14 protein-coding genes are annotated in these 15,677 nt (G+C 62.1%); 2 read left to right on the plus strand and 12 right to left on the minus strand.

The window, feature by feature from the left end:
• From gspF to ABYV89_RS06865, 5 genes are all read right to left on the minus strand, one after another.
• On the minus strand, positions 1 to 1,203 hold a 1,203-nt coding region (gene gspF, locus ABYV89_RS06845; RefSeq protein ID WP_432822202.1), incomplete at its 3' end, for a type II secretion system inner membrane protein GspF.
• 2 nt (positions 1,204 to 1,205) lie between these two features.
• Positions 1,206 to 2,903 carry a type II secretion system ATPase GspE gene (gene gspE, locus ABYV89_RS06850; protein ID WP_432822203.1) on the minus strand — a complete coding sequence of 566 codons (1,698 nt, stop codon included), beginning with the start codon at positions 2,901 to 2,903 and terminating at the stop codon, positions 1,206 to 1,208.
• A gap of 6 nt (positions 2,904 to 2,909) precedes the next feature.
• Entirely contained in the window at positions 2,910 to 4,931 is a 2,022-nt protein-coding gene (gene gspD, locus ABYV89_RS06855; protein ID WP_432822204.1) for a type II secretion system secretin GspD, read from the minus strand.
• Positions 4,932 to 5,002: 71 nt separating this feature from the next.
• On the minus strand, positions 5,003 to 5,875 hold the full coding sequence (gene gspC, locus ABYV89_RS06860) for a type II secretion system protein GspC (protein WP_432822205.1): 873 nt from the start codon (positions 5,873 to 5,875) through the stop codon (positions 5,003 to 5,005).
• A gap of 296 nt (positions 5,876 to 6,171) precedes the next feature.
• Positions 6,172 to 7,203: a phospholipase A gene (locus ABYV89_RS06865; protein ID WP_432822206.1), complete on the minus strand. Its 1,032-nt coding sequence runs from the start codon at positions 7,201 to 7,203 to the stop codon at positions 6,172 to 6,174.
• 245 nt (positions 7,204 to 7,448) lie between these two features.
• Between ABYV89_RS06865 and ABYV89_RS06870 the strand changes: the two genes are divergently transcribed.
• Positions 7,449 to 8,840, plus strand: coding sequence for an MATE family efflux transporter (locus ABYV89_RS06870; RefSeq protein WP_432822207.1), 1,392 nt, complete (start codon positions 7,449 to 7,451; stop codon positions 8,838 to 8,840).
• Between the two features lie 128 nt (positions 8,841 to 8,968).
• Entirely contained in the window at positions 8,969 to 9,505 is a 537-nt protein-coding gene (locus ABYV89_RS06875) for a DUF4136 domain-containing protein (RefSeq protein WP_432822208.1), read from the plus strand.
• A gap of 84 nt (positions 9,506 to 9,589) precedes the next feature.
• Here ABYV89_RS06875 and ABYV89_RS06880 read toward each other — a convergent pair whose 3' ends face one another.
• From ABYV89_RS06880 to ABYV89_RS06910, 7 genes are all read right to left on the minus strand, one after another.
• Entirely contained in the window at positions 9,590 to 9,757 is a 168-nt protein-coding gene (locus ABYV89_RS06880; RefSeq protein WP_432822209.1) for a hypothetical protein, read from the minus strand.
• 40 nt (positions 9,758 to 9,797) lie between these two features.
• Positions 9,798 to 11,093, minus strand: a complete 1,296-nt coding sequence (locus ABYV89_RS06885; protein WP_432822210.1) for a hypothetical protein — start codon at positions 11,091 to 11,093, stop codon at positions 9,798 to 9,800.
• Positions 11,090 to 11,728: an HAD family hydrolase gene (locus tag ABYV89_RS06890; protein WP_432822211.1), complete on the minus strand. Its 639-nt coding sequence runs from the start codon at positions 11,726 to 11,728 to the stop codon at positions 11,090 to 11,092. Before ABYV89_RS06890 ends, ABYV89_RS06885 begins: the two co-directional genes overlap by 4 nt.
• A 10-nt stretch (positions 11,729 to 11,738) precedes the next feature.
• Positions 11,739 to 13,127 (minus strand): sodium-dependent transporter, encoded by a 1,389-nt coding sequence (locus tag ABYV89_RS06895; protein WP_432822212.1) that lies wholly within the window; start codon positions 13,125 to 13,127, stop codon positions 11,739 to 11,741.
• A 1-nt stretch (position 13,128) separates the two neighbouring features.
• On the minus strand, positions 13,129 to 13,824 hold the full coding sequence (locus tag ABYV89_RS06900) for a YggS family pyridoxal phosphate-dependent enzyme (RefSeq protein ID WP_432822213.1): 696 nt from the start codon (positions 13,822 to 13,824) through the stop codon (positions 13,129 to 13,131).
• The gene (locus tag ABYV89_RS06905; RefSeq protein WP_432822214.1) at positions 13,824 to 14,441 is read right to left on the minus strand and encodes a Maf family protein; all 618 of its coding nucleotides are present in this window, start codon (positions 14,439 to 14,441) and stop codon (positions 13,824 to 13,826) included. Before ABYV89_RS06905 ends, ABYV89_RS06900 begins: the two co-directional genes overlap by 1 nt.
• A gap of 98 nt (positions 14,442 to 14,539) precedes the next feature.
• Positions 14,540 to 15,677: sensor domain-containing diguanylate cyclase (locus tag ABYV89_RS06910; protein WP_432822215.1), on the minus strand; the 1,138-nt coding region annotated here is incomplete at its 5' end.

Here is a 15,677-nt window from a genome sequence, read left to right on the forward strand (position 1 = left end):
AATGGGGAGCAGGATGGCCAGTACGATGAAGCCGACAGCGCCCCCCATAAGCAGGATCATCAGCGGTTCGAGCAGGGAAAGGAGTCCGGCGATGCGCAGCTCGGCCTGGTGTTCGTAGGCATCAGCCACCCGCAGCAGCATCGTTTCCAGTTCGCCGCTGCGTTCACCGACCGCCGCCATCTGGGCGACCATCGGTGGAAAGACGGCCGCCCGCTTCAGCGGCGCCGCCAGGCTTTCTCCTTCACGGACCGCGAGGGTGGTATCGTCGATGGCCTGCCGCAGGATCCGGTTGGTCAACAGGTTGGCGACGATGGACAGAGCCTTGAGCAGCGGCACGCCGCTCTGCAGCAGGGTGCCGAGGGTGCGGGTCAGGCGGGCCGTGGCCAGCAACAGGTTGAGTCGGCCGAACAGGGGCAGCCGCAAGGCCAGCCGGTCGAATTCAAGGCGCCCTTTTTCGCTGTTGGCGTAGCGCTGCAGGCCTATGGCCGCGGCGGCGATCAGGATCAGCAACAGCCACCACCAGTCGGTGAGGAAATCGCTGCCGGAGATCAGCAGACGGGTCGGCAATGGAAGGCTCTGCCCCATGTCTGTCAGCATGCGGGTAACTTTTGGAACGACGAAGGTGACAAGAAATATCAGCACGGCGGTGCCGATAACCGCCATCAGCAGCGGGTAGGCCAGGGCCGCCTGCAGTCGTGAGTGCAGCCGGGCTTGTTCCTCAAGAAAATCGGCCAGCTGTTCCAGTACCTGATCGAGGGTTCCGCTATGCTCGCCGACTTCAATCATGTTGACGAAGAGCGGCGAAAAGATGTGGGGATGGCGGGCCAGCGCCGTGTGCAGCGCCGTTCCCTGGAGGACCTCGCCGCGAACGCTGCCGAGAATGCGGGCCAGCGGTGATTGCTCAAGTTGGCCCGCGAGGGTTGCCAGGGCTTCGTCCAGCGGCAGGCCGGCCCCCAGCAGTGTGGCCAGCTGGCGGGTGGTGGCGGCAAAATCTGCCGGGGAGACGCGTCGGCTGAAGCCGTTGAAGAGCCGGGGGCGACGGCTGGCGCTGGCGGGCGGCGCGGTCGTCTCCTCGTCCAGCCGGGTGGTGAAGATACCTTGACCGCGCAGCTGTTGGGTCGCCGCTTTCTTGCCGGCGGCTTCGATGGTTCCGGAAACCTTTTTCCCCTGGGCATCGAGCCCGGCGTACTCGAACAACGGCACCCTTAGCCCTCTTCCTGGGTAACGCGCAGCACTTCTTCGATGGTCGTCTCGCCGCGCAGCGCCTTGGCAAGACCGGCATCACGCAGGGTCTGCATGCCGTTGCGAATCGCCGCATTTTTGATGCTGGCCGAATCCTTGTTCTGCAGCAGCAGGTCGCGGACCTGCTCGTCGACGGCCATCAACTCGTAAATGCCGGTGCGGCCGCGATAGCCGATGTCCATGCAGTGGGGACAACCGGCGCCGCGGTAGAAGTGGGCACCGGCCGGTACCGCGTTGGCCAGTCCCATCTCCTGCAGCATTTCGACACTCGGCTGGTAGGCTTCGCGACAGTCGGGGCAGATTCTGCGCACCAGGCGCTGGGCCAGGATGCCGACGATGGAAGAGGCGGCCAGAAACGGCTCGATCCCCATTTCCACCAGTCGGGTCAGGGCGCCGGCGGCGTCGTTGGTGTGCAGGGTGGAAAAGACCATGTGGCCGGTAAGGGCCGACTGCACGGCGATATCCGCCGTCTCGCCGTCGCGGATCTCGCCGACCATGATGACATCCGGATCCTGGCGCAGGATCGAACGCAGGCCGACGGCGAAGGTCAGGTTGATCTTCGGGTTGACCTGGATCTGGCCGACCCCGGTCAGCTGGTACTCGATCGGGTCCTCGACGGTGATGATGTTCTTTTCGTGGTTGTTGAGTCGGGTCAGCGCTGCGTAAAGGGTGGTGGTTTTGCCTGAACCGGTTGGTCCGGTGACCAGGAAGATGCCGTGGGGCTTGTGGATCATCCGGATCGCCTGGGCCAGCAGCTGCGGCTCAAGGCCCATGTCCTCGAGGTTGAGGACGCTGGAACTCTGCTCAAGCAGGCGCATGACCACCCGTTCGCCAAAGGCGGTGGGCAGGGTGGAGACGCGCACGTCGAGATCCTTGCCGGCGATGCGCACCCGGAAACGGCCGTCCTGGGGGAGACGCTTTTCGGCGATGTTGAGCCCGGCCATGATCTTGATGCGGGAGATGATGCTGGCCTGGGCCTGGTGTGGCGGGCGCAGCACCTCGTAGAGAATGCCGTCGATGCGGTAGCGGACGATGATTTCCGTCTCGAACGGTTCGATGTGGATATCGCTGGCCCGCTCCTTGTACCCTTGGGTGATCAGGCTGTTGACAAAGCGAATGATCGGCGCCTCGTCCGAGGTGTCGAGCAGGTCGGCCGGTTCCAGCCCCCGGCCGAGCTGGATGTCCCCTTTGCCTTCGATTTCGTCCACCACTTCCCGGGCTTTTTCGGCCTGTCGCTCGTAGCTGCGGTTGATGGCACGAAGGATTTCTGCTGCCGGGGCGACCGTGATTTCGATCCAGTCGCCGGTCAGCACCGTCAGGTCGTTAAGGGGGCGGCTGTCGAGGGGGTCGGCCATGGCCAGCTGCAGGCGCCCGTTGGCCCGGCCCATGGGGAAAATACGGTACTCCTTGGCGAAACCGATGGGCACCAGGGAGAGGAGCTCTGCCGGCACCTCGGCAGGCAGGGTCTGCAGGCAGAGCAGCCCCTGCTGGGTCGCCAGCGCCTCGGCCAGTTGCGCCTCGGTGATCTCCTTGGCGGCGAGCAGGCTCTCGCCAATCCGCTTGCCCGTTTTGCCACAGGAACGCAGCGCCGCTTCGATGGTCTCCGGCGCGATCTTGTGCTCATCCCTGAGAATTTCTCCCAGGAGTTTCCAGCTGTTCATCGCTCCTCAGTTCCCGGCTTCCGCAACCGGAGCCGGTTTCAGGTTCTCGACCACCGTATCCGAAGCCACGTCGCCGACGCGGGAGAGATCCATTTTCATCGAGGCTTCGCTGGTCACCTTTTCAAGATCGTCGGCATTGCGAATAATTTTGGGGGTGATGAAGACCAGCAGGTTGGTCTTTTCTTCAGACCTGCTCGTTTTCTTGAATAGCCAGCCAAGTAGCGGAATATCGCCAAGCAGCGGGACTTTGGAGACGGACTCCTTCAGGTTGTTGCGGATCAGTCCGCCGAGGACCACGGTCTTGCCGTTTTCGGCGATGACCGAATTGCGCAGCAGTCGTTTGGTCAGCGTTGGCCCGACTTGATCGACGCTGCCAACTGATTGGGACGACTTGCTGTCTACTAGATCCGTGATTTCCTGATAGACCTGCAGCCGCACCTGTTCCCCCTCGGTGATCTGCGGGGTGAAGCGCAGGGTCAGGGCGACGTCCTTGCGTTCGACGGAAACGCTCTGGGCCAGTCCGGCGCCGCCGCTGTCGGTGAGGCGGTTGGTGATCATCGGCACGTTGGAGCCGACGATGATCTCGGCCTCCTCGTTGTCCGAGGTAAGCAGGCGCGGGGCCGAGAGGATGTTGACATCGGAGTCGGTCTTGGAGAGGTCGATCAGGGCCGACAGCGCCGGTACGGTGATGGTCTCATTTTTATCCAGTGGATTGGTGACGGTGATCGGGTTGAACAGGCCGCCCATCATGATGCCGTCGACGGCGGCGCTCAGCACGCTCGGCAAGCCATTGTCGTCAAGCAACAGCGGTGTTGCTGCAGAGGTGCCTGTGCTGAAATAAGTGGCGCTGTTGCTGCCGATGTTGACTGCTCCCTGCAGCGACATGCCGAGTTTCTTGGTGGCATCCATGGAAATTTCCATGATCAGCGCTTCGACGTAGACCTGCTTGCGCTTGATGTCGAGCTGGCCGATGATCCCCTGGATGATGTCGAAGTCGGCCGGCGTGGCGTTGATGATCAGTGAATTGGTCGGCTTGTCGGCAATGATGCTGACCGGGCCGCTGGTGGAGGCTTCGGTGGCCCTGGCCTGGCCCGGAACCGCTGCGGTCGGGCTGGTCTGGGTCTTGTTCAGGATGTCGTTGAGGGTTTGCGCCAGCAGCAGGGCATCGGCGTTTTCCAGGTAGTACACGTTGATATGGGAGCGCTGCTGCGAAGGCTTCTGGTCGAGCTTCTGGATCAGGGTTCTGATGGTGTCCATATCCTCACTGGAGGCCATGACCACCAGCGTATTGGTGTGAGGATAGGGGATCACCTTGCTCAATTCTGTGCCAGCAGGTTGGGCGTTGCGGCCGCGGGCCCTCGGTGAGCTGGCGGCCCCCACGGACAATACCTGGGTGCAGACTTTGGCGACTTCATCGGCTGCGGCGTGCTGCAGGACTATGATTTCCAGCTGTTCGGGGGCGCTGGCGACATCGAGTTCCCTGATAATGCCGATGAGGCGCTCGATGTTGGCGGCAGTGTCGGTGATCAGCAGGGTGTTCGCCGGGGCGAAGGCGGCAATGTAGCTGGTCTTCGGTACCAGCGGCGGCAGCACGGTGCTGGCCAGCAGGGTGGCGTCGGCATTCTGCAGGGGAATCAGGCGGGTTGTGAACTGTTCTCCGCTGACCCGACTGCCCGCCGACGGCAGGGTGCTTTCCTTGGCATCCCTGGTCAAGATGATTTTATTGATTTTTCCGGAAGGGACGACGGTGAAGCCCTTGACGTTGAGGACGGTGAGGAAGAGGTTGTAGGCCTCGCCGCGGGTCAGTTCGACAGGGGAGGAAATGGTCACGTTCCCTTTGACCGATTCATCGTAGACAAAGTTTTTTCCGGTCAGTTCGCTGATGGTCTGGATCAGTGCCGGCAATTCGATGTTTTTGAAATCGAGGCTGAGTTTTTCTTCGTGGGATTGCGCAAGCAGGCTCACGGGAGCAGCCCACAGCAGAACCGCCATAAATAGAACAAGATACGCACCTTTGTGGAATGTCACCTGAAAATACTCCTCATAAGTGAAAATGCCGCACACGGCAAGGCTGTTCAGAATTGAATGGAACCTGCGATTCAGTTAACTTCGTATTCGAAAAGGGTCGGTTGGCCCTGCCGTTCGAGGCTGATCGACAGCGAGCGGGCTTCCCTGAGTTGCTGGAAAACCTGCAGGGCCTTTTCCGGACTGTTCAAAGGCATGCCGTTGACCTGCAGTACCACGTCCCCTTTTTGTAAACCCATCCGGGCCAGCAGTGAGCCGGGGCGGACCATGACTATAGCAAAGCCGTCGGTAGCGCCGTTCACCAGGCGCGGTTCCATGCGGGCTGATTTGAGTACCTCACCAAGGTTGGCTCGGGCTTCGTCAACGACGCGTGTATCTATCAGCCAGCGGTTCCGTTCCAACGGCCTGATCCCGTCTCCACTGGCGTTGACCGGTGACGCAGGTTTCTGGCGGGGGGAGTCGTTTGGATAAAGGGGGAGGATGGCGATGCTGCCGTCATCGTATTCGATGCTGACGACGTTGCGTGAGACCTCGATCAAGCGGCCGCCACCGGGAATTGCATCGTCGAGGCGGTAGGCTTTCAGGGTTTTGTCCGCTTCGATCAGAGCCAGCGAGTCATCTTCGCCGCCGGTAACAGTGCCAACCAGTTTGAGGTCTGCCCGGCGCGGAGCGACTGTTCTGGTCTCACGGGTGTTTTCCGCGGCATGGCCGACCGGCAGGCCGGGTGCGGTTGAGTCAAAGATGTTACGCTGGGAGATGATGGCATAATCGGCCAGCGATTTTTTGCCGACAGGGGCGACGAGTTCGCCTGTCGATCTGGTTTTTGGCAGGGCATCGCCAAGGCCAAGACCCAGGATGGTTGCGGTCAGGCAGCCGAGGGCCACCCCGGTAAAAGTAATCAGCAGCAGCCATGTCGCCTGAACGTATCTTTGTAAAAAAAACAGCATGTTCCATCCGGAGATAATGTTGTAAAACGCACCCATGATACGGTGGGCAGGTGCAAAAAACAAGGGAAAAGGGAACTGTTTTAATCAGACGGAGGCGGCTGTGTCCGAATTTTGACAGGGGTCTTGATCCCTGAAATGTGGGCAAAATCGCCGGGCTTGCCCCGGCTGCCGCCAAGGGTTGATCTTCTTGCGTGTCGAAGCAATATGGATGCCATGTCTGGCACTTGATCGGCTTAAAAAAGGGCGGATGCCGGTGGCGCTTGTCGAAACTTTCGCGCGAGCCGATTGTCGTTTTTTCAGTTCCAGTCGCTCAGGATGAAGCCGATGCCGATCCGGTTGGCGTGTTGGTCATAGTCGAGCAGGTTCTCGCCGTAGCCGTTGAAATACTGGATGTACAGGCCGACTTTCTCCATGACCGGAAAGCTCCAGTCCAGCAGCAGGGCGCCGCGGTTGTCGCCGCTGCGCAGGTTGTTGCGCAGCATCAGCCCCAACCGGTGATCGTGCCAGCGGTAATAGGTCTGAATCTCGCCGTAGCCGAGATAGGCGTCGATATCGCGGTTGTCGTCTTCGGCGCGGCTTTCGGGGATGCGGTACCAGCTTTTCAAGATCAGCGTGAAGGGGCCCTTTTCAAGGCCGAGGTTGGCGACCAGGCGATTCCAGCTGCGCGACAGCGGTTCCGAGCGCCCGTTGGACTGGTGGTTGAAACCGGTGTTGAAGGTGCGCACGTCCATCCCCAGCAGCTTCATCTTCGGGCGGAAGTTGAGCAGCAGCTCCGGTTCGTAGTTGGTCTCGCGAAACGGCGCCGACTCGTCGAAGTTGTAGAGCTGCCAGTACGACTGCTGGGTGTAGGCGAACCAGAGGTCCATCTTATGGCCCAGTACATCCTGCCAGAGCTTGCTCTTGAAGCTGATCTGGTATTTGACCTCGTGGTTGTCGACCTCCCTGACCGGGTACTCGGCGCCGTCGGAGGGCTGGTCCTGGCTGCCGTTGTAGGTCAGCGGCATGATGTAGTTGTCCCGGTGGGGGATCAGGGTGAAGCGGCCGCGAATCCCCGATTCGTCGAGGTCCCAGCGTTTTGCCAGGTAGGAGTCCTCGTCGGCGGGCTCCGCCGGGCAGGCCGCGGCCGGTTCGGCCGGCGCCAGTTCCGGCACCGCCGGCATCTGGCGGGCAAGGCTGTCGTAGCAGTCCAGCCGTTCGCTGTCAATCTCGATCTGGGCGCAGTCGAGCAGGCCGCCGGCGATATCGCCCAGAACCGGTGATGAAAAAGAGAGCAGGGCGAGCATCGGCAGCAGCCACCGGTGCAGGCGGCGGAAAGCGGACTGGTTCAAGGGGAATCCTTTGCGTTATTGGTTGACGATAGCAGTTTGAAATACCGAATAATTCTAGCATTGAAATCCGAAGAAAAAAGTTTCAAATGAGACTGTCCGACTTTGCTTGGACAAAATAGCTATGCGCAGCGGGTGCCGATTGACTTTTGCCCCGGGCGGCGTTGTAATGGCGGCGCTGCAGGTTGAGTTGCCGGCAAGGCAAGCGTGAGGCCGCTTTTTTTTGTCTTTTAATGGTGGGATATAGCATGAGGAATAATAGGCCAGCGAGGGAAAGCCGGCCGCCGCTGCCGGGGGGCTTGCGGGAGATGCTGGCCATCGCCCTGCCGATGGTGGTTTCCCACGCCAGCGAAACGGCGATGATCTTCGTCGACCGGCTGTTTTTGTCGCGGTTGGGGACGGTTCCGATGAGCGCCTCCATGGCCGGCGGCCTGGCCAGTTTCATGATGATGACCTTTTTTATCGGCCTGATCGGCTACGCCACGGCGCTGGTCGCCCAGTATCTCGGCGCCGGACGCAAGGAAATCTGTGCCCGGGTGGTGACCCAGACCCTTTTTGTCGCCCTGCTGGCCTATCCGCTGATCCTTTCCGGCCGGCCCCTGGTCCACCGGCTCTTTGCCGTTAGCGGAATCGCCCCTGCGCAACTGATCCAGCAGCAGGCCTATTTCGATATCCTGCTCTACGGGGCCGTGCTGGTGCTGCTGCGCACCTGTCTTTCCAGCTTTTTCTCCGGCATCGGCCGCACCCGGGTGGTCATGCTCTCGGCCCTGGTCGCCATGCTGGTCAACATCGCTGCCAACTACGTGCTGATTTTCGGCCGCTTCGGCCTTCCCGCCCTCGGTATCCGCGGCGCCGCCATCGGCACCCTGCTCGGCAGTTTCTGCGCCCTGCTGGTGCTGCTGGCCGCCTACCTGGGGCGAGGCACCCGGCGGGAATTCGAGGTGGTGTCGGCGCTGCGCTTCGATGGCGCGGTGATGAAAAAACTGCTGCGGTTCGGCTCTCCGGCCGGGGTGGAGATGTTTCTGAACCTGCTCGCCTTTACCCTGATGATCCTGCTGTTTCATTCCCATGGGCCGGCCACGGCCACGGCCGTCACCATCGTTTTTAACTGGGATATGGTTTCCTTCGTGCCGCTGATCGGCATCCAGATCGGCGTGGTCAGCCTGGTCGGGCGCTACCTCGGGGCCGGCCGTCCTGAGGTGGCCGAACGGGCGGCCCGTTCGGGACTGAAGATGGGCTGGGCGTATTCCTCGGTCATCCTGATTCTGTTCGTGTTTTTGCCTGGGCCGCTGGTGACCATCTTCGCCCCCGCTGCTCCCGATGCGGTCTATGCCCAGGCGGCTCCGCTGGCCACCGTCATGCTGCGCCTGGCCGCCTTCTACGTGCTGGCCGATGCGGTGATGCTGGTCTGCAGCGGCGTGCTGCGCGGCGCCGGAGACACTTTCTGGGCCATGTGCATCTCGGTCGCCATGCACTGGCTGCTGCTGCCGGTTCTGTACCTGGCGCTGAAGGTGCTGCGACTGCCGCCCCAGACCGCCTGGCTGGTGCAGATTTTCCTGTTTCTGGCCTTCAGTGTCATCTTCTACCTGCGCTACCGCAGTGGTCGCTGGAAGTTTCTGCAGGTGGTCGGCGAGGGCTGATGCGGGCAGGAATCTTTCCGGCACAGGGAGCAAGGCCGCGGAACTCTGGTAAACTTGGTTGCGGATAGCCGATTGTTCATGTCTGCAGATGCCATTGTGTGGGACCGTTGCTGCCAGGGAGAGATGCCATGAAACTGCTGCGACTGCTGTTGTTGATTCTGTTGTTGACGGGTTTGCTGGCTTGTGCGCAGAAGCCGGTGGTTGAGCGATCGTACGACTGGAAGGCCGACTTTTCGAGCTATCGCAGCTGGTTCTGGGTCGACGGCAAGCCGGCCCTGGTCGATGCCCTGGTCGGCGATGATCGAACCGACCAGTTGATCCGCCGGGCGGTGGCCGAGGAACTCGATTTGAAAGGAATGCAGGCCAGGGCCGATGAGCCGGATCTGCTGGTGAAATACACCACCCGGTTCCAGGACGCCGTAGCGGCGACCCCGGGAGCCCTGGGCTACAGCTACCAATGGCGCTGGACCGGGGAGGCGCAGGGGCGCGGCCAGCAGCAATCGTACAGCAAGGGGACGCTGATCATCGACTTGATCGACCGCAAAACCGGCATTTTGGTCTGGCAGGGCCGGGGCAGCGGCGCCATCACCGACGAGCGGGACGCCCAGGGCAAGATCCGCACGGCGGTCAGGGATATCCTGGCCCAGTATCCCCCCACTCGCTGAGCCATTCGTTCCACTAAATAAATAAGCGCCCCGGATCTTGTGGATCCGGGGCGCTTTTGTTTTGTCGTGGGGATTGCTGAACAATTATTTTTTGCTGTCGGGGGCTTTTTCACGATTGATCTTTTCAAACAACGCGATCTGCTCGGCCATCGACAGCTTCTTTTTGCAGCCGGTCTTCAGGCACATGCGGCAACGATCGTCGCTGCACCACTGGCACATCTTGCAGTCGGGGCAGGGATGTTTTTTCTCCATATGGCCTCCTATTGTTTTCATTGTACGCCGGAGGCGGTTGTCAGGCAATAACAGTCGTGGTGAGCCGCAGGTGGTTACGGCGGTTGTAAAGATACCAGGCTTCACAGAGTTCGGTGGCCATGAGCAGAAAGACGGCGACGGCCACACCGGGAATGGGCAGGGGGAAGAGCAGCAGGAAGCTCCAGCAGGCGCCGAGGAACAGAACTTTGTAGATGACCGAGCGGCCGAGTTCTGAGGTGCGGTTTTCGCTGGTGAACCAGCCGCGCAGCAGGCTGGAGGCGCCGTACAGGTAGCAATAGAGGGCGCAGGCCGCCAGCGGCAGGGCGATATAGGCGCGGGTTGCGGCATCCAGCCCCATCAGGCGGCCGAGGATCGGCTCCTGCAGCGGATAGGCGATGAGCACGGTGAGGATGGCGAGACCGCTGCCGACCCAGCGGAAGAAGCGTACCAAAACCCGGTAGTCGGCCTCGTTCTTGACCAGGGTCTGGTAGGCCTGCAGCAGGTTGCGCATGGGGCCGCCGAGCAGAAAGATGAAGCCGCGGATGACCCCGAAGGAGGCCAGCGCCAGGGGGCCGTCGGGGAGTCGGCTGATGATGGCGTTGATGAGCAGCGGCACGCACTGCTGCAGGCAGGAAGCGTAGGCCAGCGGGAAGGCGAAGCGCAGAATGTCCACTGCGCCCCGTTCGTCGGCGCTCCCCGTGTGTCGGACGCGGCAGCGCCAGGCAAAGACGCCCATCAGCGTCGTTTCGACGGCGATGCAGGCGAGCAGGGCGAAGGCGCCGAGCCCCACCCCCGAGAACCATGGGCGCCCCGTGACGAGGAAGAAGAGGAGGGCGCCGATCCGTATGGCGGTGGAGAGCGAGACCAGGCCGGTGCGCCGGGCGCGGATCACCAGCCCCTGAAAGAGACCCCGGAAACCGGTGAAGAAGGGGAGCAGGACGAGGATGCCGATGACCTCCCTCACCCCTTCGGCGATCTCCCCCTGCACCCCGAGCACCTTGTCGAGGATGAACAGTCCGACGGGGGTGTAGGCGATCAGGGCAAGCATGACCGAGACGTAGCTGGCGATCAGGAGGACGAAAAGGATCATCCCTTTGAGGGAATATCGGCCGCGGACGGTGGCGATGGTGATGGTGTGGTTCTGGTAGGAGGGGGAGGCCAGAAAGAGGTGGACCACCATCGCCACGGAGAAGGCGGCCAGCGCGGTAACGTAATCCTCCAGGCGCGCCAAGGCCCCGTTTATGATCGAGTGGGAGACGCTCATCAGCTGCACGTTGAGCAGCAGGGGGAAGAAGAAGAGGGAGGTCTCCCGCAGGGTCAGGGGGATGCGGGTCACGGCATGCTCCCCCGGATCAGGGCGAGAAGCCCCTCGGGGGAGTCTGCGACATGGTCGCAGGGAGCGTCGTCGCGGCGGCCTATCCCCCAGGTGCAGAAACAGGTGGCGACCCCGGCGGAGCGTCCGGAGAGCAGGTCGGTGTGATGGTCCCCGATCATCAGCGCCCCGGTCGCACCGGTACCCATGGCTGAAAGGGCGTGGAGCACAGGTGCCGGGTCGGGTTTCTTGGCGGCGCAGCACTCGGGACCGACCACGATTTCGAAGCGTTCGGAGATTCCCAGTCCCTCGATCAGTTCGATCGCCAGGGGGAGGGGCTTGTTGGTGACCACGGCCATGCGGCACCCCTTGCAGGCATCGAGGAGATGCTCGATCCCAGGGTAGAGGGCGCTGCTGTCGAGCATGTGCCGGCGGTAGAGCAGGAGAAAACGCTCCAGAAGTTCCGGCTGGTGATGTGGGTCGGGGAGTACGCGGCGCACCAGCGCCGTGGCGCCGTCGCCGACGGCGGCGCGGACCGCCCCGAGGTCGAGGGGGGGGAGCCCAAGCTCCCCCCGTAAGGCGTTGGCGGCGGTGGCAAGGTCACCGACCGAGTCGACCAGGGTGCCGTCGAGGTCGAACAGCAGTGTTTCAAATCGCATGGCGGGACAATCAGCCGAAAAGGGAGGCCAGCCAGGTGAAAAGTCCGGTCTCCTTCATCTTGAAATAGAGAACGGTTGCAACCGCCAGGGGTGAGACGTAGCGGATGAGAAAGTGCCAGGCGGGATAGACCCAGCCGGTCCCGCCGGCGATCAGCTCTTCCTTCTCCTCGCTTCCGCTCCAGAACCACCCGACGTAGATGGCGATGAGCAGGCCGCTGATCGGCAGCAGATAGTTGGAGGCGATCATGTCGGCGGAGTCGAAGAAGGTCAGATCCCCGATGGGTGTCCACCCGGAGAGGGCGTTGTACGAGAGGGCGGTAGGGATGCCGACGACAAAGGCGAGCCCAGCCAGGAAGGTGGTTGCGCGCTTGCGGCTCCACCCCTTTTCATCGATGAGGAAGGCGACCTGCGATTCGAGCAGGGAGATGTTGCTTGTGAGCGCCGCGAAGGAGAGCAGCAGGAAGAAGATGATCGCCAGAACGTAACCGCCAGGGAGCTGGGAGAAGACCACCGGGATGGTCTTGAAGACCAGGCCGGGGCCGGCGGCGGGCTCCATGCCGACGGAGAAGACGACCGAGAAGATCGCCAGCCCCGCCATCAGGGCGATGAGGGTGTCGAGAAAGACAACCCGGACGCTCGCACCGAGCAGATCCTCCTTGGGATCGAGGTAGGAGCCGTAGGTGATCATCGCCGCCATCCCGAGGGAGAGGGTGAAGAAGGCGTGGCCGAGGGCTTCAAGCACGGAACCGGCGGTGAGTTTGGAGAAGTCGGGGCTGAACATGAAAGAGATCCCGTCCCATGCCCCCTTGCTGAGCATCCCGTTCATGAAGAGAAGAAAGAGCAGGCAGAAGAGGATCGGCATCAGGATCTTGCTCCAGCGCTCGATCCCTTTCTGGACCCCGCCGATGACGATCCCCAGGCACAGGGCCACGAAGATAAAGTGCCAGATCAGCTGCCGGGTGCCGTCGCCGACAAGGCTCCCGAACATCCCCTCGATCGCCTCGGCCGGTTGCCCGGTGAAGCTCCCCGTGACGGCTCGAAAGACGTAGTCGAGGGTCCAGCCGGCGACCACCGAATAGTAGGAGCAGATGATGAAGGCCGCCCCGACGCTTATCCAGCCGGCCGAGGGCCAGAAGGAGCGTTTCCCGGCGAGGTGGTAGAAGGCCCCCACAGCGTCCCGCTGGGTGTGACGGCCGATCATCAGTTCGGCCATCATGATCGGCAGGCCGACCACGGCGATACAGACAAGGTAGACCAGGACGAAGGCGCCCCCGCCGTTCTCCCCCGCGATGTAGGGGAACTTCCAGATGTTGCCGAGGCCGACGGCGCTGCCGGCGGCGGCCAGAATGAAGCCCAGACGGCTGGCCCACTGGGCCCTGGGCTGTGTTCCGTTTGCCATGCTATTTTTTCTCCCGTTCTCCAAAGATGGCGGAGCCGACCCTGACGAGGGTGGCCCCTTCCTCGATGGCCACTTCGAAATCGTGGCTCATACCCATGGATAGTTCTCTCATCTCGACCCCTGGGAGTGCCAGGGTTTCGATCTCTTCAGCCAGTTCGCGAAGCCTCCTGAAGTAGGGGCGTACCTGTTCCGGGTCTTCTTCGTAGGGGGGGAGGGTCATCAGCCCGCGCACCCGCAGGTTGGGCAGGGTGCTGACCTCCCGGGCGAGGCGGAAAAGTTCCTCGTCGGAGGAGGTACCCGACTTGCTGGTCTCCCCGCCGATGTTGGCCTGCAGCAGGATGTCCAGCGGTTCCCCGAGAATCCCCCACTGCCGGTCGATCTCCTGTGCAAGCGAGAGGCGGTCGACCGAGTGGATCATGGAGACCCTTCCCCGCAAGTACTTGACCTTGTTCCCCTGGAGGCCCCCGATGAAATGCCACGTGACCGCAGAGCGCACCTCTTCCTGCTTGGCGGTGAACTCCTGGACATAGCTTTCGCCGAAAAGAGTCTGCCCTGCCGCGGCGGCGGCTTCGATCATTTCGGCCGGCTTGGTTTTGGAGACCGCCACCAGGGCGACCTCTTCCGCCCTGCGGTCGCTGCGGGCGCAGGCCGCAGCCATCCTCTTCCGGATCTCTTCGATATTCTGCTCGATACCCATTATACCTTTTCCTGCCGGGAAAAGAGGCGTACTGCCCCGATCCGTTCGAGAACCTCCACCACTTCGCACAGTGGGAGGCCCACCACATTGGTATAGCTCCCTTCGATGCCGAGGACCATGAAGGCCCCGATCCCCTGAATGGCGTAGGATCCCGCCTTGTCGAAGGGTTCGCCGGTGTCAATGTACCCAGCGATCTCCTGCTCTGTCAACTCTTTGAACCGAACCTTCGTCGAGACGACCCCCGCGACGGTCGTGCCGTTTTGGCGGTCGAAAACCGCGTAGCCCGACAGGACCCGGTGGCTGCGTCCAGAGAGGCTGCGGAGCATCGCCGCGGCGTCTTCGGGGTCTTTCGGTTTGCCGAGGATGGTTGCGTCGCGCAGTACGATGGTGTCGCTGCCGAGGTACCAGCGGGAGTTTCCGTGGCGGCCGGCGACCTCATTCGCTTTCTCTTTGCTCAGTCGTACGACGTGTTCCTCCGGGGTTTCTCCGGGGAGTACGCATTCATCGGCCATGCTGGGGAGGACGTCGAACTCGATTCCCACCGAGGAGAGAAGGTCGCGGCGGCGGGGCGAGGCGGAGGCGAGAACGAGATTTTTTTCAGGGGGGGCGAGGGGCATTAAGGGGTCCGGTCCTTTCACAACATGAATTGGGCGCATCATCGGTGTGGCGCGCCCGGACCATCTATAACCCGTTTACTCTTTCAGGGCAAGGGGGGTCAGATGAATGCGACCTTTTGGGGGGTCCCCTGTTCGAAGATTACCACCTGGTTGCGTCCCTGATTTTTGGCACGGTAGAGTGCGATGTCGGCGGTGTGGATGAGGGTGGCGGCGGTGCGCCCGGTGGCGGGGAAAGAGGCGATGCCGATGCTGGCGGTGAGTTTTCCGTTCGGAAGTTTCTCCTCGCCGCTGAAAGGCTCCTGGGCGATGGCCCGACGGATGCGCTCTGCGGCGGCCCAGGCCTCCTTGGTGCTTGTTCCGGGGAGGATGATGAAGAACTCCTCCCCGCCGTAACGGGTGACCACGTCCATCTCTCGGGCCATGGTGCGCAGCAGGGTGGCGACCTGGCGCAGGGCATGGTCCCCCGCGATGTGGCCGCAGGAATCGTTGTAGTTCTTGAAGTGGTCGAGGTCGATGAGCATGACGGTGAAGGAGAGATTCTGCCGCCCGCTGCGGCTGAGTTCCTCTTCGAGGCGTCGTTCGAGGAAGCGGCGGTTGTAAAGGCCCGTGAGAGGGTCTGTGATGGCGAGTTTTTCGAGTTTGCGTGCCTGCTCCAGCGAAGTGATGCGGTCGAACATCAGGGACGCCTGGGTGGTGAGCGAGGTGACCAGGTTGATCTCGCTCTCGTTGAAGCAGCAGCTGTTGATCTTGTCGGTCAGGTTGAGCACGCCGATCGTCTGTTCCTTGATCTTCAGCGGAACGCTGATGAAGGACTTGGTCCGAAAGCGCGGCCGGTTGTGAATGGCGGTCCGCTGGTCTTTCTCGATATCCGTCACCAGCAGGGGGAATCCCGTCTTGGCGACCCGGCCGGCAATTCCGCTCCCCAGGGGAACGCGTATGCTGTGGGCCAGCGGCTCCTGCATGCCCAGGGCGTACTGGATGCGCAGGTTCTCTCCGCTGTCATCGAGAAGCATTAGCGAAGCGCAGGACGCTTCCAGCAGGTCGGCGGCCATCTCCACCAGGTTCCGATAAAGCAGGGTACGATCATCGAGGACCGAGAGGGCTCCGATCATCGAAACCAGGCGCTGGGCAAAGAGGTGCTCTCTGCGATGTTCCTCGGCCCGGTCGATCTCCACCGATTTGGCTGCGAAGCGGGTGCAGAGCATTTCGAGCAGCATCAGTTCGCGCGGGTGGAGG

This window comes from Trichloromonas sp., assembly GCF_041583255.1.
Lineage (GTDB): Bacteria > Desulfobacterota > Desulfuromonadia > Desulfuromonadales > Trichloromonadaceae > Trichloromonas.

Coding starts and splice junctions, on each gene's coding strand:
- gspE (WP_432822203.1), bottom strand. CDS start 2,903: ATGAACAGCTGGAAACTCCTGGGAGAAATTCTCAGGGATGAGCACAAG.
- gspC (WP_432822205.1), bottom strand. CDS start 5,875: ATGCTGTTTTTTTTACAAAGATACGTTCAGGCGACATGGCTGCTGCTG.
- ABYV89_RS06870 (WP_432822207.1), top strand. CDS start 7,449: ATGAGGAATAATAGGCCAGCGAGGGAAAGCCGGCCGCCGCTGCCGGGG.
- ABYV89_RS06875 (WP_432822208.1), top strand. CDS start 8,969: ATGAAACTGCTGCGACTGCTGTTGTTGATTCTGTTGTTGACGGGTTTG.
- ABYV89_RS06880 (WP_432822209.1), bottom strand. CDS start 9,757: ATGGAGAAAAAACATCCCTGCCCCGACTGCAAGATGTGCCAGTGGTGC.
- ABYV89_RS06890 (WP_432822211.1), bottom strand. CDS start 11,728: ATGCGATTTGAAACACTGCTGTTCGACCTCGACGGCACCCTGGTCGAC.
- ABYV89_RS06895 (WP_432822212.1), bottom strand. CDS start 13,127: ATGGCAAACGGAACACAGCCCAGGGCCCAGTGGGCCAGCCGTCTGGGC.
- ABYV89_RS06900 (WP_432822213.1), bottom strand. CDS start 13,824: ATGGGTATCGAGCAGAATATCGAAGAGATCCGGAAGAGGATGGCTGCG.
- ABYV89_RS06905 (WP_432822214.1), bottom strand. CDS start 14,441: ATGCCCCTCGCCCCCCCTGAAAAAAATCTCGTTCTCGCCTCCGCCTCG.